The 20,375-nt window shown below is 61.7% G+C and carries 20 protein-coding genes and 2 tRNA genes; 12 read left to right on the top strand and 10 right to left on the bottom strand.

Features of this window, described 5'->3' with window-relative positions; translation table 11 throughout:
- Positions 1-21 precede the first annotated feature (21 nt).
- The 3 genes from merA to HNE_RS08340 form a co-directional block, all read right to left on the bottom strand.
- Complete coding sequence (merA, locus tag HNE_RS08350) at positions 22-1,446, bottom strand: mercury(II) reductase (RefSeq protein WP_011646697.1); 1,425 nt, start codon at positions 1,444-1,446, stop codon at positions 22-24.
- Positions 1,447-1,629: 183 nt separating this feature from the next.
- Complete coding sequence (locus HNE_RS08345) at positions 1,630-1,950, bottom strand: heavy-metal-associated domain-containing protein (RefSeq protein ID WP_035591796.1); 321 nt, start codon at positions 1,948-1,950, stop codon at positions 1,630-1,632.
- 15 nt (positions 1,951-1,965) lie between these two features.
- The gene (locus tag HNE_RS08340) at positions 1,966-2,340 is read right to left on the bottom strand and encodes a mercuric transporter MerT family protein (protein ID WP_011646695.1); all 375 of its coding nucleotides are present in this window, start codon (positions 2,338-2,340) and stop codon (positions 1,966-1,968) included.
- 79 nt (positions 2,341-2,419) lie between these two features.
- On the opposite strand from HNE_RS08340, the gene HNE_RS08335 reads away from it, so the two are divergent.
- Positions 2,420-2,836 (top strand): MerR family transcriptional regulator, encoded by a 417-nt coding sequence (locus HNE_RS08335; RefSeq protein WP_035591799.1) that lies wholly within the window; start codon positions 2,420-2,422, stop codon positions 2,834-2,836.
- Positions 2,837-3,029: 193 nt separating this feature from the next.
- Here HNE_RS08335 and HNE_RS08330 read toward each other — a convergent pair whose 3' ends face one another.
- Entirely contained in the window at positions 3,030-3,323 is a 294-nt protein-coding gene (locus HNE_RS08330; RefSeq protein WP_035591881.1) for a helix-turn-helix domain-containing protein, read from the bottom strand.
- Positions 3,324-3,833: 510 nt separating this feature from the next.
- Positions 3,834-4,205 carry a winged helix-turn-helix transcriptional regulator gene (locus HNE_RS08325; RefSeq protein ID WP_011646692.1) on the bottom strand — a complete coding sequence of 124 codons (372 nt, stop codon included), beginning with the start codon at positions 4,203-4,205 and terminating at the stop codon, positions 3,834-3,836.
- 100 nt (positions 4,206-4,305) lie between these two features.
- Between HNE_RS08325 and HNE_RS08320 the strand changes: the two genes are divergently transcribed.
- From HNE_RS08320 to HNE_RS08310, 3 genes are all read left to right on the top strand, one after another.
- Positions 4,306-4,641: a nuclear transport factor 2 family protein gene (locus HNE_RS08320; RefSeq protein ID WP_011646691.1), complete on the top strand. Its 336-nt coding sequence runs from the start codon at positions 4,306-4,308 to the stop codon at positions 4,639-4,641.
- Positions 4,638-5,426 (top strand): SDR family oxidoreductase, encoded by a 789-nt coding sequence (locus HNE_RS08315; RefSeq protein WP_011646690.1) that lies wholly within the window; start codon positions 4,638-4,640, stop codon positions 5,424-5,426. The genes HNE_RS08320 and HNE_RS08315 overlap by 4 nt, the downstream gene beginning before the upstream one ends.
- A gap of 223 nt (positions 5,427-5,649) precedes the next feature.
- A complete protein-coding gene (locus HNE_RS08310) occupies positions 5,650-6,222 on the top strand; it encodes a GNAT family N-acetyltransferase (RefSeq protein WP_011646689.1) in 573 nt (190 codons plus the stop codon).
- Between the two features lie 26 nt (positions 6,223-6,248).
- On the opposite strand, the gene HNE_RS08305 is transcribed toward HNE_RS08310, so the two are convergent.
- Together HNE_RS08305 and HNE_RS08300 are read right to left on the bottom strand one after the other, a co-directional pair.
- Positions 6,249-6,324: transfer RNA gene (locus HNE_RS08305), tRNA-Asn, on the bottom strand.
- A gap of 342 nt (positions 6,325-6,666) precedes the next feature.
- Positions 6,667-6,740 (bottom strand) — tRNA-Cys (locus HNE_RS08300).
- A 162-nt stretch (positions 6,741-6,902) separates the two neighbouring features.
- On the opposite strand from HNE_RS08300, the gene HNE_RS08295 reads away from it, so the two are divergent.
- The 8 genes from HNE_RS08295 to HNE_RS08260 all read left to right on the top strand — a co-directional run bounded on the left by HNE_RS08295 (position 6,903) and on the right by HNE_RS08260 (position 15,622).
- On the top strand, positions 6,903-7,559 hold the full coding sequence (locus HNE_RS08295) for a protein-L-isoaspartate O-methyltransferase family protein (RefSeq protein ID WP_011646687.1): 657 nt from the start codon (positions 6,903-6,905) through the stop codon (positions 7,557-7,559).
- A gap of 94 nt (positions 7,560-7,653) precedes the next feature.
- Complete coding sequence (locus HNE_RS08290) at positions 7,654-8,934, top strand: TolC family outer membrane protein (RefSeq protein WP_011646686.1); 1,281 nt, start codon at positions 7,654-7,656, stop codon at positions 8,932-8,934.
- A 100-nt stretch (positions 8,935-9,034) separates the two neighbouring features.
- Positions 9,035-9,694: a PopZ family protein gene (locus HNE_RS08285; RefSeq protein ID WP_011646685.1), complete on the top strand. Its 660-nt coding sequence runs from the start codon at positions 9,035-9,037 to the stop codon at positions 9,692-9,694.
- Positions 9,695-9,783: 89 nt separating this feature from the next.
- Complete coding sequence (locus HNE_RS08280) at positions 9,784-12,504, top strand: valine--tRNA ligase (protein ID WP_011646684.1); 2,721 nt, start codon at positions 9,784-9,786, stop codon at positions 12,502-12,504.
- Positions 12,505-12,507: 3 nt separating this feature from the next.
- The gene (locus HNE_RS08275) at positions 12,508-13,527 is read left to right on the top strand and encodes an isoaspartyl peptidase/L-asparaginase family protein (protein ID WP_035591802.1); all 1,020 of its coding nucleotides are present in this window, start codon (positions 12,508-12,510) and stop codon (positions 13,525-13,527) included.
- Complete coding sequence (locus HNE_RS08270) at positions 13,517-14,050, top strand: GNAT family N-acetyltransferase (protein ID WP_011646682.1); 534 nt, start codon at positions 13,517-13,519, stop codon at positions 14,048-14,050. Before HNE_RS08275 ends, HNE_RS08270 begins: the two co-directional genes overlap by 11 nt.
- A gap of 81 nt (positions 14,051-14,131) precedes the next feature.
- Positions 14,132-15,157 carry a DUF3137 domain-containing protein gene (locus tag HNE_RS08265; protein ID WP_049755084.1) on the top strand — a complete coding sequence of 342 codons (1,026 nt, stop codon included), beginning with the start codon at positions 14,132-14,134 and terminating at the stop codon, positions 15,155-15,157.
- Between the two features lie 84 nt (positions 15,158-15,241).
- Complete coding sequence (locus HNE_RS08260) at positions 15,242-15,622, top strand: hypothetical protein (RefSeq protein ID WP_011646680.1); 381 nt, start codon at positions 15,242-15,244, stop codon at positions 15,620-15,622.
- A 55-nt stretch (positions 15,623-15,677) separates the two neighbouring features.
- Here the strand turns inward: HNE_RS08260 and HNE_RS08255 are convergent, their stop codons facing one another.
- The 3 genes from HNE_RS08255 to HNE_RS08245 all read right to left on the bottom strand — a co-directional run bounded on the left by HNE_RS08255 (position 15,678) and on the right by HNE_RS08245 (position 20,320).
- Positions 15,678-17,630 (bottom strand): alkyl/aryl-sulfatase, encoded by a 1,953-nt coding sequence (locus HNE_RS08255; protein ID WP_011646679.1) that lies wholly within the window; start codon positions 17,628-17,630, stop codon positions 15,678-15,680.
- Between the two features lie 93 nt (positions 17,631-17,723).
- Positions 17,724-19,322, bottom strand: a complete 1,599-nt coding sequence (locus HNE_RS08250) for a cisplatin damage response ATP-dependent DNA ligase (RefSeq protein WP_011646678.1) — start codon at positions 19,320-19,322, stop codon at positions 17,724-17,726.
- Positions 19,319-20,320, bottom strand: coding sequence for a ligase-associated DNA damage response exonuclease (locus HNE_RS08245; protein ID WP_011646677.1), 1,002 nt, complete (start codon positions 20,318-20,320; stop codon positions 19,319-19,321). The genes HNE_RS08250 and HNE_RS08245 overlap by 4 nt, the downstream gene beginning before the upstream one ends.
- Between the last annotated feature and the right edge of the window lie 55 nt (positions 20,321-20,375).

Here is a 20,375-nt window from a genome sequence, read left to right as displayed (position 1 = left end):
AAATGCGTGCCAATCGGCGACTCAGCCCGCGCAACAGGAGAGTTTCGCGACATCCTTGTCGAAAGTCTGCGCCGCCAGCTTGAACCCCTCGACTGTCGTTAAATAAGGGAAAATGGTTTCGCCGAGCGCCTTTGTCGTCATGCCGAACTTCAGTGCCAGTGAAAGTGTCTGGATACTATCAGCGCCTTCCTGCGCCATGATCACACCGCCGAGCAGTCGGTCATTAGCCCGGTCTGCGACCAACTTGATCAGCCCTGTGGTATTGCGTGCCGCGAGCGCCCGAGGAACATTCTCAAGCGGAAGCACACTGGTCTTGACATCATAGCCTGCGGCGTAAGCCTGCGCCTCGGTCAGACCGACACCTGCAATCTGCGGATCGCAGAAAACCACCCACGGCATCGCGGCGTTGTCGTAGCATTCCTTCCCTCCCAGTACCGCATTTCGCGCCGCCAGCTTGGCGCCATAAGCGGCCATGTATACGAACTGATCCCGGTCAGTTACGTCGCCTGCTGCGTATACACCGGAACGTGTGGTGGCCATATCATCGCCAACGATGATCGCGCCCCGCTGATCAGTCTCGACACCCATCTCTTTGAGCCCCAGCCCATCCGTGTTGGGAATGCGCCCAGTCGACAGGACAAGGTGATCAGCCGCCAGGTCTCTGGCGGCACCGTTCACCGTTACCGTCACGACTGTGCGGCTGCCGTCCAGCCGTGCGGCGTCATAGGTTACCTTTTCCACAACCGAGATGCCCTCGGCGCGCAGTGCCTTCGCGAGCGCCTCGGACACCTCTGGTTCAGCGCGCGGCAACAACCGCGAGCGGCACACGATCGTGACGCGGGTACCCAGCCTCGCCATCATCTGTGCGAGTTCCACACCGATATAGCCGCCGCCGAGGAAGATCAGGCTCTCGGGCAGCGCCTTCAGCTCCAGGAGCGCCGTGCTGTCGAGCGTCGGCACCTCCGAAATACCGGCGACGTCAGGAACGGCCGAGCGGCCGCCAGTGGCGACGATGACCTTGGATACCTTGATCTTCCGTCCGCCGACCTCCACACCGCCAAGTACGAGCCGCGCTGGCCCCTCATCGATGTAAGTCACACCATGATAGCCTGGTAGCAAGTTGGCGTATTTTTTCTGCCGCAGTGACGCGACGAGATCTTCCTTTGCTGCGATCAGCGCCGCCCAGTCAGAAACCTGCGCTTCTCCCCTGAGTCCCGGGAACCGATGCGCCGACTGCGCACTAAACACCGCCTCAGCGGCGCGGATCATCGTCTTGGAGGGGACGCATCCGACGTTCACGCAGGTACCGCCAATCGTACCGTGCCCTATAAGAGCCACGCGCACACCGCCCTCTGCGGCCGTAATAGCGGCGGAGAATCCAGCCGATCCGGCACCAATCACGGCGAGGTCGTACTCACAGTTCGGCGCGCAGCATTCGTGTTTCATTGAGTTTTCCTTCGAGACTTGTCTCGTGAAGTTGCAAGAGACGCGAAACTTGGAGGCCCCTTGAATCATTGATTGCGGGTAGCGGTCCTGAAATCACCAGAGCAACTCAAGCGGTACGATCCGGTCCCGGTGTCCGCCTTCGATGTACCAAGCCGCGCAGCTGTTCTTTTGCGTTCTGATCAATCAACTGGTCTGGACCGCCGGATACCCGACGCCGGCCGATGCGGCGGCAATTGTTTCCGGAGACGTGATCGCCGGATCATACACGACCTCTGCAGTCTTCGTCCCAAAATCGATCTCAACAGACTTGACGCCATCGACGCGCAGCATCGCCTTTTTCACCGATATGGGACATGTTGCGCAGGTCATGTTGTCGACGGAAAAGCGGGCCGTGGCCTGCTGTACTTCTGCGACCTCTGTCTGCGAGAACTGCGCGCCAGCAAGCGCCATTCCGCCCATAATCGCCAATCCGGCGAGGCCGGCAATCATCCACGTTCGCTTCATCCCTGCTCTCCTTGCTTAGTAAAATAGTGGTGCCCAAGTTTCGATGGTCAGCGCCGCGAACACGATAAGCGCGCCGCCCCATAGGGCCACCTGCTTGATCCAGGAGGGTGCGGGACGTGCGCAGTCGCTGCCATCCTCACAATGCTTGCCCTTCCGAAAATAGACTTCCCAAAAGCCAGCCGCGAGAAACCCAGCTGCAATCAGCATGAATACCGGCTTGTAGGGTTCCAGCAGCGTCAGCTGGCCGATCCAAGCTCCCGTCACACCGACGCTGATCAGTATCAGAGGCAGGATGCAACAAGACGACGCGAGGAAGGTCCCCAGCACGCCACCCGCGATGAGCCAGCTTGATCGACGATCATTTCCAGAACCGTTTGTCTTGTCTGACATACGCGTCGTTGTCCTTGGCCTTGTGTTCGTCTGCTTGATACGGTCTGTAGTTGGTACAGACGCAAGCGGAGAATTGAGCATGGACATCACATCGTCGCGAGCGATGCTCAGGCGGGCCGAGTTGGCCAGCCGGCTTGGCTGCAACCTTGAAACCATCCGCTATTACGAAAAGATCGGACTTCTACCAGAACCAGCGCGCTCACCCAGTGGCCACCGGCTCTATTCAAACGTGGATCAGTTGCGTTTGCGATTTATCTTGCGGGCGCGCGATCTGGGCTTCCGAACAGAGGACGTTCGCTCGCTCCTGGGGATCAATGATGGCATGCCTAGCTGTGCCGAAGTGATGGTCCTTGCCGAAGCGCATCTAAAGGACATCAGAAATCGTATCCTGGATCTGCAGCAGATGGAGAGGCAGCTCAGTGAGATCATGATCGGCTGCACCGGAGGTCAAACATCTGATTGTGCGTTGACGGACAAGCTTTTTGAATCTCGGTGAACAGGTGTTGCCGCAAACATCTATTCAGGCCTGTCCGCTCCTACTCAGACGAACGCTCGTCGAGCTAAGGCGCGACAACAGCCAGGATTTTTGAGACTAACGCCCAAGCCGCGAAGTCTCGTCGCCCGCTGTCCCTAATTGAAGAAATGGACAACCTCGACCCTGCTGGCAGTTTGCTGTCGGCGATCCGCGTCTAGGTCAGCAGCTCGTCCTGCACGATCCGGGGTCGCCTTTCGATGAGCGCGAGCAGTACCCGCGCCGCGCCTTCAGGGCGTCTGCGCCCCTGCTCCCAGCCTCGCAGGGTACCTACGGCGACGCCAATGCTGCAAGCAAATTCGGCCTGCGACAATCCCGAGCGCTCGCGGATTGCGGCCACATCAGGCTCAGGCACTTCGATATGATGAACCCATGCGCCCGTCTTGTGACCTTTGGCGTGGGTGAGCGCCTCCTGGAGGCCTTTTTTGATGCTTGTGGCGGCGTTGGTCATGTCACTTTCCATAAGTATCGGCGATGAGGTCTCAATGTTCGATCAGTTCGGCGCGCCGATTGGCGAGATCAGCTGCGCTTTCTCTTCATTCGTCATGCCAGCCGAACTTGATCGACCAATAAACTCCGATGGTTCCACAACGGTCAGCCTCAACGTCGCGCCATGCCGTCGTATGCGTCATCGACCCATATGTCAGTGACGTATCTCTAACCTCAATTCTCGCTCCACAGTTCATCGTTCGAGATGGATCGCCAACCTCGTCGATGAGGCCCTCTTGACCCACATCTCAGAGTCAGGGAGATCAATTTATCGGATTTCCTGTGGAAATCGGAATCGAACCACTCTCCCATGCCAACAACTACCGAATTGTTGGCAGATTGTTGGCATTCGACGACGCTCCACATTTATTTCTGAAATCAAAACAGAGGTGTAAGGGCGCTCGCGATTCCGCCCCCGGGCACCATTTCTCCTGACAGACTTTGCCCAAAGATGCCCTGCGTTTGCGGGAGACTAGTCTGCGGCCACCCCGCTCAGCAGAACTGCCCGTATGTCTGCGGGCGCATTTTCCGCCCACAGCAACAGCGCGTCGAGTGCCGGGCAAAGGGACTGGCCCCATTCTGTGAGGTGATATTCCACGCGAGGGGGCACTTCGTGATGGATGATGCGGGTGACCACGCCGTCCTTCTCCATCTGACGAAGCTGCTGGATGAGCATTTTCTGCGAGATGCCGGGGATGGCGCGCTCAAGCTCTGAGAAGCGCATCACCTTGCCGCCAAACAGCTGGAACAGGATGACCAGTTTCCAGCGCCCTTCGAGAATACGCAGCGCATTCTGCACACCTTCCGCAGCCAGAGGGGCCGTATAGTCCGGTCGCTTACTCATAAGTATGTACCTTACTTTTTAGTAGGTTCTTGCCGTTCTGAATGCTTAGCCGCATTTGATGGGGGAAGGCAATATTGCCGCCCCTCAAAGGAGAGATGCCATGACCCTGCCCACCCCGTTGCCCCCTGCCATTGACCGGTATTTTGCCGACAATCCGGAGTTTGATGTCGAGCGGATGCTGTCGCCTTTTGCGGCCGACGCCGTCGTGGTCGACGAAAGCAAAACCCGTTCGGGAACGGAAGAATTGCGCGCATGGATCACTGAAGCCACCCTGGGTGCCAAAGCCGTTGCCACACCCGTTTGGGCGACCAGCGAAGATGGCACGCATATTGTGACGGCAAATGTGGCCGGTGCGTTTCCCGGCAGCCCCGTCATGCTGACATTCCGCTTTCGCCTCAGCGAGGACAAGATCGCACATCTGGAGATTGCCCCATGATTACGCAGTCTACGAATGAATTTTCCGGGAAGCGTGTTGTCGTTACCGGCGGAACGCAAGGCGCGGGCTATGCCGTGTTCGAGAAGCTTGCAGCGGCGGGGGCAACCCTTGTGACAGCTGCACGCTCTGCCCGCCCCGACACTATTCCCGAAGCGAGCTTCGTTCGCGCCGATCTCAGCACAGCCGAGGGCGCCAACGCGCTGGCACACGCTGCCCTCGAACGCATGGGCGGCGCCGATATTCTGGTGCATGTGCTGGGCGGATCAAAAGCGCCGGGCGGCGGCTTTGCCGCCAGCGGAGACGATGTGTGGCAGGCGGAGCTGGACCTCAACCTGATGTCTGCCGTGCGGCTGGACCGGCTGCTGGTGCCTCAAATGATCGAGCGCGGAAAAGGCGTGATCATTCACACCGCCTCCATCCAGCGCCGGCTTCCGCTCTACGATTCCACTACCGCTTATGCCGCGGCGAAGGCAGCGCTGGCAGCGTACAGTAAGGCGCTGTCCAAAGAGGTCGGCCCTAAAGGCGTGCGGGTGAACGTGGTCTCTCCGGGGTGGATCTATACGAGCGCCGCCGAAGCGATGGTGAAGCGCATTGCCGAGAGCAGCGGCGGCAGTGAAGAAGCGGCGCGTCAATCCATTCTGGACGCGCTGGGCGGCATCCCCATCGGACGCCCCGCCCTTCCCGAAGAAGTGGCAGACCTGATCGCGTTTCTCGTCTCTGACCGGGCCGGGTCCATTCACGGCGCTGAGTATGTGATTGATGGCGGAACCATACCGACGCTCTGAGGGCGGCTCATGAACGAAGGCGCCAACACTTACCTTTACACAACGTACACATGAAAAATCCCGGTTTTCCGTGCCTTTGCCCGGAAAACGCCTTTTCACGCAAATCTCTGCTCAAAAAACGGGAGGCGGCGCAGGGTTCGCCCTCCCGTCGCAGGCGATTGTTGCTTTCGGGCCACAGTGGGGGCTCTCTTTGGGGAAACCAAACACCCCAGCTGGAGACCCCATGGGATACGCGCTGAAATCCGACACCTCAACGGGCTGGCCTGATGCGGCCTTCACCATTCGCGACGCTGACGACGCCGACATGGAGGCCGTCCAGGCCATCTATGCGCACTTTGTTCTGACCAGCCCGGCAACTTTCGAGGAAGTGCCGCCTTCGCTGCCCGAGATGAAGATGCGGCGGGCTGGTGTATTGGCCAGCAGCTTGCCCTTCCTGGTCGCGGAAGCTGACGGTCTCGTGGTGGGCTTTTGCTATGCCTCGCCCTATCGCAGCCGGGCCGCGTATCGCCACACGGTCGAGGATTCGATCTATGTGAGCGAAGCATTTGGCGGGCGCGGCGTGGGCAGCGCGCTGCTGGGCCAGCTGATCGCGCGGTGCGAAGCCGGGCCGTGGCGGCAGATGCTGGCGGTAATGGGCACGGGCCGCAATGAGGCGTGCATCGCCCTGCACCGTAGCCTGGGGTTCAGCAATGTCGGCACACTGAAAGCCGTCGGCCTGAAATTCGGCCAGTGGGAAGACACCGTGATGATGCAGCGCCATCTGGGCGAAGGCGAATGGTCTCTCCCGAGGGAGTGACTGCGCATTTCATGTGGGGAAGAGAGTGGCTCCGCGAGCAGGACTCGAACCTGCGACCGGGCGATTAACAGTCGCCTGCTCTACCAACTGAGCTATCGCGGAACAGCTGGAAGACGGGGGAATAGCCAGACCGGCACGCAGGTTCAAGAGGCAAATAGCGCCTCGCGCAGAAAATACGCTGCGATGGTGGCTGGAACTGTGGAAAGCGCGCCCGCTGAACAGCCATGGCGCAGACCCCTGACGAAAACCCTGCCCCAGAAAGAAAAGAGGCGGGAGACAAGCTCCCGCCGAAGGCGTTGGGTGATGGTGGGTGTCTCCAAGAGAAGACATGCCCAAATTCGCCCGAAATGGTTAATGCCGGGTAAACAGTTTGCAACAAATGAGAATATTGGCGTTCAGCATGGCGGGCTGCACGCGCGGATGTTGAAGTGTCGGGAAAGTCGGTGGAGGCCCCACCCGGAATCGAACCGGGGTGCACGGATTTGCAATCCGCTGCGTCACCACTCCGCCATAGGGCCTCAGGAGAAAGGCCCTCTAGCAGCGCTTCGCGGCGGAGACAATCGGCCTTTCATCACCTTTCACAGAAGAAGCATGTCGCGGCGATCCTGCGCATTGCGCGGGCGCGCCGTCATGCTAGAGGGGGCATACCGATCCAGCGATTCAGAAACGGCGATTTCAAGATGGACTTCGACCTAGCGCGCGAAATCATGGTGGACAGCCAGATCCGCCCGAATGATGTGACCGACCCGGCGATCGTGGGCGCCTTCATGCGCACACCGCGCGAAGAATTCGTCCCCAGCGCGCGCCGCTCCGTCGCCTATTCGGAAATGGAAATCCAGACATCCGAAGGCCGCGCCCTGTGGACCCCGCGCGACACCGCCAAGCTGGTGAAGATGGCGCAGGTAAAACCCACCGATGTGGTCCTCGTGATCGCGGCGGGCTCGGGCTATGAGGCCGCGCTGCTCAGCCATATCGCCGACACGGTCATCGCGCTGGATGATCAGCCGGGCCTGGTGGACGCCATGACCAGCCGTTTCGCGGACCTGGGCATTGATCGCATCGCGCCCGTGGAAGGCAAGATCGCCGAGGGTTTGCCCGCACAGGCGCCCTTCGACGTCATCTATGTCTGCGGCATGGTCGAAACGCTGCCCGAGGCCTGGGGCGCACAGCTTGCTGAAGGTGGCCGCCTGGTGGCCGTGATGGCCGACGACAACCGCCGCCTTGGCCGCGGCAAGGTATTCACGAAGGCCGGAGACACGCTGTCCTCACGCGATGGGTTTGACGCCTCTCCGCCAAAGCTCGCAGAATTTGATCGCAAGGCCAGCTTCACCTTCTGAAAATGCCTGCGTCTTTATTGTTTGGTGAACAGCGTTCACCTTATCCCAATAAAGGCATATATATCCTGCTGTAAGGACCAACAGGGTATTCATCATGCGCAAGCTTTCGCCCCGGCTGTTGCTCGGGACCAGCCTCCTCGCAATCTGCATCACATCTCCGGCGATGGCCGAAACGCTGCCCGAAGCGATTGAGTCAGCGTTTGCGACCAACCCGCAGCTCGAGATCGAGCGCTACAACACGGATATTGCGCGGCAGAACCTCGAAGTGGCGCGCGGCGCCGGTCGCCCGACGGTGAATTTCTCGGCCACAGGCGGCTACGAATACATCGACACGACCAGCCCCTTTGCCTTCAGCGTGGGAGATCGCCCGATTGCCACGGCGCAGCTGCAGGCGATCCAGCCCATCTATACCGGCGGCAAGATTTCGGCAGGCATCCGCCAGGCACAGGCAGGCATCAGCTCGGCCGATCTGGGATTCTCGGCGGCGCGCCAGGATCTGATCCTCCAGGTGGTGACCGCTTACATGGATGTGGTGCGCGACCGGGAAGCGGTGAACATCCGCCAGAACAATGTGACCGTGACCGGCGAACAGGTTCGCGCGGCAAGTGACCGTTTCGAAGTGGGCGTTGTAACGCGCACGGATGTTGCCCAGGCACAGGCGCGTCTGGAAGGCGCGCGTGCGGCGCTGGCGGGCGCAGAGGCGACCCTCCAGTCCAGTGAGGCCAACTATCAGTTTCTCACCGGCCTTCAGGCGGGCGACCTTGCCCCGCCCCCGCCGGTTCCGCCCCTGCCCGCGACCCTTGAAGACGCGCTCGCCGCGGCGACAATAAATAACCCATCCATTGCAGCTGCCCGCGAGGATTTGCGCGCGGCCGAAGCGGCTGTTGATTCGGCCCGCGCCGATGGCCGGCCGCAGATCAGCCTTGTCGGCACGGCAAGCGCGCAGGAAACCTTCGGTGATGCCAACCAGCGGGACACCAGCGTTTCCGCACTTGCGCAGGCGCGCATTCCACTGCTTTCGGGCGGCGTCGTGAAGGCGCAGACTGAAAGCGCTAAACTGCGCCGGGCACAGGCCCGCCGCTTCATCGACAATCTGGAAACGCAGGTACGCGCCCAGGTGACCCAGGCCTGGTACAGCTATGACGCCTCCCTGCGGTCGATTGAGGCCTCCCGCCGTCAGGTCGAGGCGTCCGAGATCGCCTATGAGGGCGCCATGGAGGAGCTGTCCGTCGGTGTCCGCTCGACGCTCGACACGCTCGATCAGGAACAGCAGCTGTTTGACGCGCGCCTGGCCCTCGTGGCGGCAGAGCGCGACGCTTATGTGGCCGCCCACAACCTGCTGCGCGCGACCGGCGCTCTTGGCACGATTGGCTGATACACCGGGGCCCTGAGCGTTAACGATGTCAAACGCTTGTTAACCCCACCACCCTATCGGTGGTATTCAGAGATTGTGATTCCACCAGCGAGGGGCTGAGATGGCCAACGAAGCGCATAAAGAACCGACGATGGAGGAAATCCTCGCATCGATCCGCAAGATCATCGCGGATGACGGCCCTGCCCCGACTGCGGGCCAGCCGGTCATGCGGGACGCAGCGCCGGAGAGCGCCGGCAGCCGCCCGAACTTCTCCTATGATAACGACGCCGATGACCTCGGCATGTTCGAGGGTGACGAGCCCGATCTGGCAGACGACATCGCCGATGAAATCGCCGAAGAGTTCACGACCGAGATCAAGGGCCCGGAATTCTCCTTCGAAGCGATTCTCGGCGCATCGAAGGCGCGTGAGGCCGAGCCCGCCCCAGCGCCACTGCCCGAACCCGAGCCTGAACCCTATCGCCCAGCCGCCCAACCTGTGGCCCGCGCCTTTCAACCCGCACCCGAACCGGAGCCCAAGATGCCCGCCGCCCCGCGCTATGCGAATGAGCCGCTGACTGACGCAAATACGGCCGAATCGGCCGCTGGTGCGCTGGGCAAGCTGATCTCCAAGATGGACATGGGCAGCGACAACACGCTGGAAGGCCTGGTGCGCGAACTGCTCAAGCCGATGGTCAAGGAATGGCTCGATGCCAACCTCGCCCGTATCGTCGAAGAGAAGGTAGAAGCCGAAGTACAGCGGATTGCCCGCATGGCGCGCTAGCCTCATCCCTCAAACTTGCTATAGGGAACGGCGCGCCTTCACAGGCGCGCTTTTTCTTTTTGCCCTGCCCGTAAAGCCCATAAGAACCGATGCTTGATCAAAGATTTGACCCCGCCGAAGCCGAACCAAGGCTGTATAAAGCCTGGGAGGAAGCGGGTTGCTTCCATCCATCGGGCGATACCAGCGCCCAAGCCTATTCCATCGTCATTCCGCCGCCCAACGTTACCGGCGTGCTGCACATGGGCCATGCGCTCAACAACACCCTTCAGGATGTGCTGATCCGCTTCGAGCGGATGCGCGGCAAGAACGTGCTCTGGCAGCCAGGCACCGACCATGCGGGCATTGCCACGCAGATGGTCGTCGAGCGCCAGCTGGCCCAGGAAGGCAACACGGATCGCCGCTCCATGGGCCGGGAGGCCTTTGTCGAGCGCGTGTGGAAATGGAAGGAAGAATCCGGCGGCGCAATTGTTGGTCAGCTGAAGCGCCTCGGCGCCTCCTGCGACTGGAGCGTGGAGCGCTTCACGATGGATGAGGGCCTCTCCAAAGCCGTCACCAAAGTGTTCGTGGACCTTTACCGCAAGAAACTGCTCTACCGCGACAAGCGCCTCGTGAACTGGGATCCGCATTTCCAGACGGCGATTTCCGATCTCGAAGTCGAGCAGAAGGAAGTCGACGGGCATTACTGGCATCTGCGCTATCCCCTCGCCGATGGTGTTACCTACGAACATCCGGTCAAGGATGAAGACGGCAATCCGGCGGGCACAGAGACGCGCAATTACATCGTGGTCGCCACCTCTCGCCCGGAAACGATGCTGGGCGATACCGGCGTTGCGGTTCATCCCGAAGACGCGCGCTATGCCGGTCTCGTCGGAAAATTCGTGGAGCTGCCCATCGTTGGCCGCCGCGTGCCGATTGTGGCGGATGAATATGCCAACCCCGAGAAGGGTTCCGGCGCCGTTAAGATCACGCCGGCGCACGATTTCAACGACTTTGAAGTGGGCAAGCGCGCGGGCCATGCGCCGCTGAATATTCTCACTGCCGTGGCCGCCATCGTCAACGGCGCCGAGGCAGACGCCGCGGGCATTCCGGAAGATTTCCGCGGCCTCGACCGCTTCAAGGCACGCGACAAGGTGGTTGAAGCCTTTGAAGCGCTGGAACTCCTTGAGCGGATCGAAAAGCTCAAGATCGAACAGCCCTTCGGGGACCGCTCCGGCGTTGTCATTGAGCCGTGGCTCACCGATCAGTGGTATGTCGATGCGCACACCCTCGCCCAGCCGGCCATCAAGGCGGTACAGGACGGCGCGACGCGCTTCGTTCCCGAGAACTGGTCGAAGACCTATTACAACTGGATGGACAATATCCAGCCCTGGTGCGTTTCGCGCCAGCTCTGGTGGGGCCACCGGATTCCGGCATGGTATGATGAGGACGGAAATGTCTTCGTCGCCGCAACTGAGCAGGAAGCGCAGGCGGCTGCCGGTAAAGGCAAAAAACTGGTTCAAGACGAAGACGTCCTCGACACCTGGTTCTCCTCCGCACTCTGGCCGTTCTCCACGCAGGGCTGGCCGGATGAGACCGATGCGCTGAAGACGTTTTACCCCACGGCCACGCTGGTTACCGCCTTTGACATCATCTTCTTCTGGGTTGCCCGGATGATGATGATGGGCATGGAGTTTACCGGCCAGGTTCCGTTCAAGGACGTTTACATCCATGCCCTCGTCCTCGACGAGAAGGGCCAGAAGATGTCGAAGTCCAAGGGCAACGTCATGGACCCACTCGACCTCATCAACGAGTATGGCGCCGATGCGCTGCGCTTTGCGATGAGCCGTCTGGCTGGCCAAGGCCGCAATATCCGCCTGTCCAAACAGGTGGTGGAAGGCAACCGGAACTTCTCGACCAAGCTCTGGAACGCCGTGCGCTTTGCCGAGATGAACGAGTGCGGCGCGCCCGGCCCGATTGATCCGTCCACGATTGAACGCCCGGTGAACCGCTGGATCTTGAGCGAACTCGATGCCTGTGTAGCCGATGTCACGCGCGGGCTGGAGGAGTATCGTTTCAACGAGGCCGCTGGCGCGCTCTATCGCTTCATCTGGAACACGCTGTGCGACTGGTATCTGGAGCTGATCAAGCCCCTCCTCGCGGGGATGGATGACGGCGCCAAGAGCGAAACCCGCATGGTTTGTGGCTATGTGATTGATGAAGCGCTGAAGCTGCTGCATCCGTTCATGCCGTTCGTGACAGAAGAACTCTGGGAACGCCGCGCGCCGGGCCGCGCGAATGATCAAGGCTTCCTGATGCGTCAGGACTGGCCAAAGAGCGCCGGTTGGCGCGACGGCGCCGCCACGGACGAGATTACATGGCTGATCGACCTGATCAGCGAGATACGCTCGCTGCGGAATGATCTGGGCGTGCCCGCCGGCGCAAAAGTTCCGCTGGCAATCGTCAATGCGTCCAACATCGACCTCATGCGCGTTGGCGCCCATGAGGAAATCCTGCGCCGCATGGCGCGCGTGGAAGACGTGACCCTGCCCAACGAGATGCCTGCCGGCGCGGTTTCTGCCGTAGTCGGATCAACGGTAGCGGCGATGAGCATTGCCGACCTGATCGATGTGGCCGAAGCGCGCAAACGCCTCGACAAGGAAATCGCCACCCTCGACAAGGACATTGCCAGCACTGAAAAGAAGCTGGCCAATGCCGATTTCGTAGCCAAGGCGCCCGAAGAGATCGTTGAGGAAAACCGCGAGCGTATCCGCGACTGGGGCGCCCGCCGGGAAAAACTCAAAGCTGCCCGCAAAAGCCTGGAAGGTATCTGACCCATGAAGAGACTGACGCATGTTGCCCTCGCCCTCAGTGGACTGATCGTGAGCGCCTGCGCCAGTGCCTCTTCTGAGCCAATAGCCGCCCCTGCCTCTGCGACGCCCGAGTGGCGCCTCGTGATCCATGGCGGGGCCGGCGTGATCCTGCCTGGCTCCATGACGCCTGAAATGGAGGCGGCCTATATTGCCGCGCTGAACGTCTCGCTTGAGGCGGGCGCCGCCGTGCTGCGCGAAGGCGGCAGCGCGCTTGACGCCGTTGAAGCCGCCGTGCTGACGATGGAAGACGACGCGCTGTTCAATGCCGGGCTAGGCGCCGTCTTCACGGCTGAAGGCACGCACGAACTTGACGCCTCCATCATGGATGGACGCGACCGGAATGCGGGCGCCGTGGCCGGCGTGATGCGCGTGAAAAATCCGATCAAAGCGGCCCGCGCCGTCATGGAAAAATCCGAACACGTCATGTTTGCGGCCGAAGGCGCCGATGCGTTTGCGCAGGACCAGGGCCTCGAGATGGTGGACAACACATATTTCGATACCGACCGCCGCCGCGAAGCGCTGGACCGTGTCCTGCGCGAGCGGGCCCGCACCGCCGCAGATCGTCACGGTACGGTGGGCGCCGTCGCCATGGACCTTGAAGGCAACCTCGCCGCCGCCACCACCACGGGCGGCATGACCGCCAAAGCCGCAGGCCGCGTGGGCGACGCGCCTTTGATTGGCGCAGCCACCTATGCCGAAAACGGCGTGTGCGCGGTCTCCGCCACCGGGCATGGCGAATATTTCATCCGCGTCGGCGTTGCCAAAACGATCTGCGACCGCGTGAAACTTGGCGGGGAAGACGTGAAGACCGCCGCTGGCGTTGCGCTGGGTGAAGTGGCCGCGCTGGGCGGAGATGGCGGCGTCATCGTGATCGGCGGAACGGGCGATTATGGCTTCGTGTTCAACTCCGCCGGCATGTATCGCGGCTGGATCGATGCGTCAGGGTCGGGCACAGCTATCTATGGCCAAGACGATGCCGATTAATCTGACGTCCCTCAAGGTGCGCGATGCCGGGCCGGGAGACCTTGCCGCGCTCACCGCCCTCTCGCAGAAAACGTTCACGGACAAGTTCGGGCAGCTTTACAACCCGGAAGACCTCGCGGCCTTTCTTGAAGAATCCCATGGGATGGATGCCTATCGGGGCTATCTGACCGGCCCGGAAAATCTTGTCCGTGTCGCCGAATATGGCGATGGCAAGCTCGGCGCCTACCTCCTGTGCAGCCCGCTCTCACTGCCCGCGGAGGGCGCATTGCCCGGCGCAGTGGAGATGAAGCGCCTCTATGTCGATACCCCGCTTCAGGGCGAGGGCCTCGGCTCGCGCTTTGTCGATGAAGCGCTGGCCTGGGCGCGCAAGCGGAACGCGCCAGAGATGTATCTCAGCGTATTTTCGGAAAATTTCGGCGCCCAACGCCTTTACGCCCGTTATGGCTGGGAGAAGGTTGGCGAGTTCATCTTCCCGGTCGGCCGTCACGAAGATCTCGAATTCCTGCTCCGTCTGAAACTCTGACACCCCCGAACAGGGCCTTTCAGCCGGCGCCAACTCGCCCTAAGCTTCCCACAAAAGACGGCAGATCGGGACACAGTTTGAATGACGGATGACACAACCCCCAAGGCGCCCTCCCCGGCAGACAAATCAGTTCTGGATGCATTGTCAGGCCTCCCGAAAGAGTTTCAGGGCTTCGGGCAGATCTTCGAGGAACGCATCCGCCCCGCCTTGCTGGAGCGGGAAGCTGACCGGATCAAGGCGGCCAAACGGGCCATCCTGTGCCGCTGGATTGCCGGGGGTGTCTTCCTTGCCGGCATCGCGATCGCTGCCGTGACCCAGCAGATATGGGTCGGCTTCATCGGCGGATTTCTGGGCATTGTCGCCTATGCCGGCGGCGAACACGGCATCACCAAATTTTCCAAAGAGGCAAAGTCGCTGATCGTCCTGCCCATCGCAGAACAACTCGGCCTGAATTTCACCGCTGATCCGGGGGAGGTCGCGTCCATCAGACGCCACAAGGAACTCGGTGTCGTACCCGGCTGGGACCGCGCCAAGTATGAGGATTTCATCACAGGCGTTCGCCGTGAGGTGAATTTTGAGCTGTTCGAAGCTCACCTCGAGGAGCGGCGTACAACGACAGACTCCAAAGGCCGGACACGCACCACCTGGGTCACCGTCTTCAAGGGCCAGTGCCTGCGGCTGGACTTTCACAAAACCTTCTATGGCCGCACACTGATCACCCGCGATGCCGGATTCTTCAACCGCTTTGGCGGCGGCGGAAGCAAAGGCATGCAGCGCGCCAGCCTGGAAGACCCCACCTTTGAAAAGATCTTTGAAGTCTACACCACCGATCAGGTGGAAAGCCGTTACCTGCTGACACCGGATGTCATGCAGAAACTGGTGGATATCGAAAACGCCTTCAAAGGCGGGAAACTGAAGGCCTGTTTTGATGGCGGCGAATGCCTGATTACCGTTCAGGGTGGCAACCTCTTCGAGCCCGGCAGCATGTTCAAACCGCTGGACAGCGCTGACCGTGTCCGCGATCTGCTCAAGGATTTTGAAGCGGTCTTCAACATCATCGATGAGATCACCGCCGGGCAGATCAGGGTGGAACAGCACCACGATTGAAATGGGGCCATTTCACGGCGCGCGCGTTCAGCTTGGCTTCATCGGAAATTTTGATACTGGCGTGCAGAAATTCGGAGGTTCCCCATGCCAGTAATCCGCCCTCTTGTGCTTTCGGTGATCGTCTTCGGCGCCGTTGCGGCGACCGCCAGCGCCAATGGCGCATCGGATGTCAAAGCTTGCAAGGCGATGGCGGCAACCCTGCCGCCAAAACAAACCGACATCACCCGGATGACGGAAACGCGTGACGCCGCCGCCGAAACAGTCGAGACGGCGGGCACAGCCTGGGAAGACGCCGAAACCCATCGGCTCGTGTCTTCAGGCCATGCCGCCACGGCGGACCAAGCCAAAGCGGCGTATGACGCTGCCAAACAGGTTCTTGCGCGGCGCGAGTTGGCGCTTCAGGCAAGCGTCAGCGATTACAATGACGACATTGCCGTTTTCAACAGCCGTTGCGCGAAGAAATAAGCGCGCCGCCGAAATCGGAAACTGAAAGGCCGGGCTCATCACCCGGCCTTTTGCATTATGGCGTGACAATCTCGAAAGGGGGGCCCGTGTCTGCAGGCTCGAAGGCAGACATCAGCGCGGCCGTCGCGCCCGCTTCGCCCTCCACCTTCATGATGCCTGCCTCCATCAGTGCAGCCGGCGTCTGCCCGGCAAACAGCATGGCCAGAAATGCCGGGCGCGGAATGGTGACAGTGGCCGCCACAGGCCCGGTCACGCCCTCCTCATGCACCAGCACCGAATTGCGCAACGAAACGCGCCGGGTCTCCTCCCGATCCGGGAACACGAACGCCACCGAGGTATCGATCCCCTCAGCCTTTGCCGGATCGACACGGATGGCCAGCATGTCGAACACCTGCGGCGTGGTGATCGCGCCGATCATGTCCGGCGAAACGGTCGTGATCTGACGATCCGCCGGCGTTTCCCGTGCCTCGGCCGCGCCGGTGAGATACATGTTCCGCCAAAGAGACCCCTCGGCTTGATACCCCATCTGCTCGAATGCCTTGGCCAGCACTTCGCGCGCGCTCGCGTCCGTATCATCGGCAAACACGATATGGCTCGCCACCTGCGCCGCCCAGCGATAGTCGCCCGCGTTATAGGCCGACTGCGCCACAGCCAGCGCCTTCGCTGCGCCGCCCATGGCGGCTACATAGCGCTTGCCCGCTTCTTCCGGCGGCCAGGCATTGAGGTTTGCCGGGTTGCCATCATACCAGCCGAGATAGCGCTGATAGACCGCCTTCGAATTGTGCGCCATCGTGCCGTAATAGCCGCGATTGTACCATTTGCTTGAGAGGCTTTCGGGCAGCGCGATCACTTCGGCAATCTCGCTCGCGGTATAGCCCTTGTTCATCAGGCGGATGGTCTGGTCATGCAGGAATTTGTACGCGTCGCGGTGATGGCTCATGAACTCGGTCACCTCCGCCTGCCCCCAGCGCGGCCAGCCATGGGACACGAACATCACGTCGGTCTTGTCCGCATAGAGCGCAATCGACTCGGTCAGATAATCCGCCCACGCCTTGGCATCGCGCACGAGCGACCCGCGCGGCGGCAACACATTGTGCATCGTCGCATTGGCGTTCTCCGCCAGGCATAGCGCGCGCAGTTGCGGCAGGTAGAAGTTCAGCTCAGCCGGCGCCTCGGTGCCGGGCGTCAGCTGGAACTCGATCTCGATCCCGTCGATCACCATCGTCTCGCCGGTTTCCGTGATCGAATGGGTGGGCGGAATAAGGCTCATCGTGCCGCGGGGAATGCCGGTGCCGATGCCGGCGCCGCCCTGCCCCGCCGGGCCGGGCTCCAGGCGCGATCCGAACTGGAAATTCGCCCTCCGGCTCATCGCGCCGCCCGCAATCAGATTCTCGCTGACCGCATGTTCCATGAAGCCGTCCGGCGCGATGATCTGAACCTTGCCAGCGGCCACATCCTCAACCGTTACGATGCCTTTGACCCCGCCAAAATGATCAGCATGGCTGTGGGTATAGATCACCGCATGGATCGGCTTGTCGCCCAGATGCTGCTTCACCAGCTCAAACGCCGCCGCTGCCGATTCCGTTACCGTCAACGGATCAACAATGATGAAGCCTGTCTCGCCCTCTATGATGCTCATCACCGACAGGTCAAACCCGCGCACCTGCCAGATGCCCGGCGTCACCTCATAAAGCCCGTGCTTCTTCAGCAGGCTGAGATGGCGCCAGAGGCTGGGGTTCATCGTCTCGGCGGCTGGGCCAGCCGTGAAATCATAGGCGTTGAGATCAAACACAGCTTCGCCATCGGCTCCCAGAATGATGGGGTCTTCCCGCGTGGCAACAAAGCCGCGATCAGACAGCTCCGCTTCAGTCGTGTCGTCCCAGGGCAGCCCCTCTGAAAAGGCGCGATTGGCCTCGATCGTCGCCTGCGTGGCTGTGCCGGTTTCGGCCACAGCTGTTATTGCGGGCGCCAACAGGGCCGCAACGCCCACCAGAATGTAACGGCGCATGAGTGTCCTCCCGGAAGTTCTCGGCGTGTCTGTATTGGCACGTCTCGTGTTAGAACAGCTATCGCCCCTCGAGCACCTTGCCAACCCCGCCCTTCACTCTGCGGCGGAAGAAGCCTGCCCCATCAAGGCACGCAGATTGGCGACCGTATCGGCTTCCGCCGCAGGCTTGTCCCAGCGGATGCGATTGATACGCGGGAAGCGCATGGCCACGCCGGATTTGTGCCGCTTACTTTCGGCAATCGAGTCGAACGCCACTTCCAGCACAAGTTCCTTGCGTACCTCCAGCACCGGCCCGAACCGCGCCGTGATGTTCCCCCGCACAAACTTGTCGAGACGCACAAGCTCCTCGTCGGTAAAGCCGGAATACGCCTTGCCGACCGGCACAAGCTGGCCGTCCTCCGTCCAGCAGCCAAACGTGTAATCGGAGTAGAAGGAGGACCGCTTCCCCGATCCGCGCTGGGCGTACATCATCACGCAATCGGCCGTATGCGGATCACGCTTCCATTTATACCACAGCCCCGAAATACGCCCCGCGGTATAGGGGCTGGCGCGCCGCTTCAGCATCACGCCCTCAATGGCGGGCGCGGGCGGCTCGCGGCGAAGCTGTTCCAGCACGCCCACATCCGCCACATCAATTACAGGCGAGAGATCAAACCGGTCTGCCGGAAGTGTCGCCGCAAATTCTTGCAGCCGCGCCCGGCGCTCGGTCCAGCTCAGGGGCCGCAGGTCTTCCCCCTCATGTTCCAGCAGATCATAGAGCCGAATGAAGGCGGGCGACGCCTCCAGCAGGCTGCGCGGCGGCGCCTTGCGGCCGAGGCGCTTCTGAAGCTCGGAAAATGGCGCCACACGGTAAGGCGCCGCCTCGTCTGCCACCAGCAGCTCCCCATCCACCGCGCTGCCCTTTGGCAGGGCATCAGCGAATTCCGGAAACGCGCCGGTAATATCCTCCCCGCCCCGGCTGTAGAGGCGCACCTCGCCTGCCGCCCGCGCCAGCTGAACGCGAATGCCATCCCATTTCCATTCTGCCGCAAAGTCCGTCAGGTCCGGCGGCGTATTTTCGACGGGCACAGACAGCATGAACGGCCGGAACCGCACCACCGCGCTCACATCCGGCGCAGGCGCCACCCCGGTCGCCCAGGCAAAAAGGTCATCATGCGGCGCGGGGCTCGCATGCCAGTATTCCTCGACATCCGCGAGGCTCACACCAAACGCCTCGGCAAAAGCGGTCTTTGCCAATCGCTCGGAAACACCAATGCGGAAATTGCCGAGTACCAGCTTCAACAGCGCAAACCGCTCCTCCGCCGTAGACCGGTCCAGCCACCGCGCGAGCAGCCCCGGCGCATCGCCCTTCCGGGCGTTCTGCAACGCCTCAACAACACCGCGCAGCGTCAGAGGCGGCCCTTGCTCAGCGCCCTCCATCGCGGGCCAGATCAACGCGACGGTCTCAGCCGTATCCCCCACAAACTCCCGGCTCAGCCGCAACAACTCCTCATCCACCCGCTCGGCCGCCATCTTGCGAATGACGCTGGAGGTCAGCTGCGGCAGGTCCAGTGACCCGCCCAGCGCCGCCAGCGCCCAGCCCCGGTCTCCGGGGTCCGCCTCGCGCAGATACCGCGCAATCAGGCTCAACTTTTCATTGCGGGAACGCGTAATGATCAGCCGGTCCAGCAGGCGGGCAAAGTCGGCGATCATGCCTCGCCCTCATCCGTCCGCCCCACCATATGCAGCGCCCGCGCGCGAATCTGGTTCAGCTCGCACCAGCGCAACAACCCCGCCTCGCTGCCATGTGTCACCCACACTTCCGACGGCGCCACCTCGCGGATCGTCCGGGTCAGTTCCTCCCAGTCGGCATGATCGGAGATCACCAGCGGCAGATCGATATTGTTCTGCCGCACACGCTGGCGCACCTGCAACCAGCCCGACGCCATCGCCAGCACAGGATCAGGCAACCGCCGCGCCCAGCGGTCCCGCAGCGCGCTCGGCGGCGCCACCACAACATGTCCGGCCATCTCAGCCGCCTCCGCCCCGGTCGCAGAGCGTAGCTCCCCCAGCGCCACCCCATGCGCCTCATACAGTGCGCACAGCTTCTCCATCGCGCCATGCAGATAGATCGGCTTGTCATACCCCGCCTCGCGCAGATGGCAGATCACCCGCTGCGCCTTGCCCAGCGCATACGCGCCTACCAGCACACACCGCTCCGGGCTCTCGGCCAGGCGCTCCATCACCTTGGCTATTTCATCGGAAGCCGGCGGATGCCGGAACACCGGCAGCCCAAACGTCGCCTCGGTGATCAACACATCGCAAGCAATAGGCACAAAAGGCGGGCACGTCGGGTCCGCCGCGCGCTTGAAATCGCCCGTCACGATCACACGCTCCCCCGCCCGCTCCAGCAACACCTGCGCCGAGCCCAGCACATGCCCGGCGGGATATAGCGTCACCCGTACATCGCCCACCTCAACCGTCTCGCCATACGCAACCGGCCAACCTTCCGTCGGCCCGTAGCGCGCCTCCATGATGGCCAGTGTTTCGGGCGTAGCGATCACTCTCCCATGGCCGGCGCGCGCATGGTCGGCATGACCATGCGTGACGATAGCGAGCGGCTTGGGCAGCGACGGGTCGACAAATGCCGCCCCGCCGGCCACCTCAATTCCGCCTGCGCCGGGCTTTATCCAGTCGATTGGCAAACTCATCCTCACAGCAGAACGCACCGGCGTCCCTGAAGGTTCAATCTGGCCCTTTCCGGCT

It is taken from the genome of Hyphomonas neptunium ATCC 15444 (genome assembly GCF_000013025.1).
GTDB lineage: Bacteria > Pseudomonadota > Alphaproteobacteria > Caulobacterales > Hyphomonadaceae > Hyphomonas > Hyphomonas neptunia.
The sequence above is the reverse complement of the archived record's forward strand: the minus strand, read 5'-3'. Positions and strand labels throughout refer to the sequence as shown.

Excerpts from the sequence above, each read along its gene's own strand:
- merA (WP_011646697.1), bottom strand. The coding sequence starts at position 1,446 with ATGAAACACGAATGCTGCGCGCCGAACTGTGAGTACGACCTCGCCGTG.
- HNE_RS08345 (WP_035591796.1), bottom strand. The coding sequence starts at position 1,950 with ATGAAGCGAACGTGGATGATTGCCGGCCTCGCCGGATTGGCGATTATG.
- HNE_RS08340 (WP_011646695.1), bottom strand. The coding sequence starts at position 2,340 with ATGTCAGACAAGACAAACGGTTCTGGAAATGATCGTCGATCAAGCTGG.
- HNE_RS08335 (WP_035591799.1), top strand. The coding sequence starts at position 2,420 with ATGGACATCACATCGTCGCGAGCGATGCTCAGGCGGGCCGAGTTGGCC.
- HNE_RS08330 (WP_035591881.1), bottom strand. The coding sequence starts at position 3,323 with ATGACCAACGCCGCCACAAGCATCAAAAAAGGCCTCCAGGAGGCGCTC.
- HNE_RS08325 (WP_011646692.1), bottom strand. The coding sequence starts at position 4,205 with ATGAGTAAGCGACCGGACTATACGGCCCCTCTGGCTGCGGAAGGTGTG.
- HNE_RS08320 (WP_011646691.1), top strand. The coding sequence starts at position 4,306 with ATGACCCTGCCCACCCCGTTGCCCCCTGCCATTGACCGGTATTTTGCC.
- HNE_RS08315 (WP_011646690.1), top strand. The coding sequence starts at position 4,638 with ATGATTACGCAGTCTACGAATGAATTTTCCGGGAAGCGTGTTGTCGTT.
- HNE_RS08310 (WP_011646689.1), top strand. The coding sequence starts at position 5,650 with ATGGGATACGCGCTGAAATCCGACACCTCAACGGGCTGGCCTGATGCG.
- HNE_RS08295 (WP_011646687.1), top strand. The coding sequence starts at position 6,903 with ATGGACTTCGACCTAGCGCGCGAAATCATGGTGGACAGCCAGATCCGC.
- HNE_RS08290 (WP_011646686.1), top strand. The coding sequence starts at position 7,654 with ATGCGCAAGCTTTCGCCCCGGCTGTTGCTCGGGACCAGCCTCCTCGCA.
- HNE_RS08285 (WP_011646685.1), top strand. The coding sequence starts at position 9,035 with ATGGCCAACGAAGCGCATAAAGAACCGACGATGGAGGAAATCCTCGCA.
- HNE_RS08280 (WP_011646684.1), top strand. The coding sequence starts at position 9,784 with ATGCTTGATCAAAGATTTGACCCCGCCGAAGCCGAACCAAGGCTGTAT.
- HNE_RS08275 (WP_035591802.1), top strand. The coding sequence starts at position 12,508 with ATGAAGAGACTGACGCATGTTGCCCTCGCCCTCAGTGGACTGATCGTG.
- HNE_RS08270 (WP_011646682.1), top strand. The coding sequence starts at position 13,517 with ATGCCGATTAATCTGACGTCCCTCAAGGTGCGCGATGCCGGGCCGGGA.
- HNE_RS08265 (WP_049755084.1), top strand. The coding sequence starts at position 14,132 with ATGACGGATGACACAACCCCCAAGGCGCCCTCCCCGGCAGACAAATCA.
- HNE_RS08260 (WP_011646680.1), top strand. The coding sequence starts at position 15,242 with ATGCCAGTAATCCGCCCTCTTGTGCTTTCGGTGATCGTCTTCGGCGCC.
- HNE_RS08255 (WP_011646679.1), bottom strand. The coding sequence starts at position 17,630 with ATGCGCCGTTACATTCTGGTGGGCGTTGCGGCCCTGTTGGCGCCCGCA.
- HNE_RS08250 (WP_011646678.1), bottom strand. The coding sequence starts at position 19,322 with ATGATCGCCGACTTTGCCCGCCTGCTGGACCGGCTGATCATTACGCGT.
- HNE_RS08245 (WP_011646677.1), bottom strand. The coding sequence starts at position 20,320 with ATGAGTTTGCCAATCGACTGGATAAAGCCCGGCGCAGGCGGAATTGAG.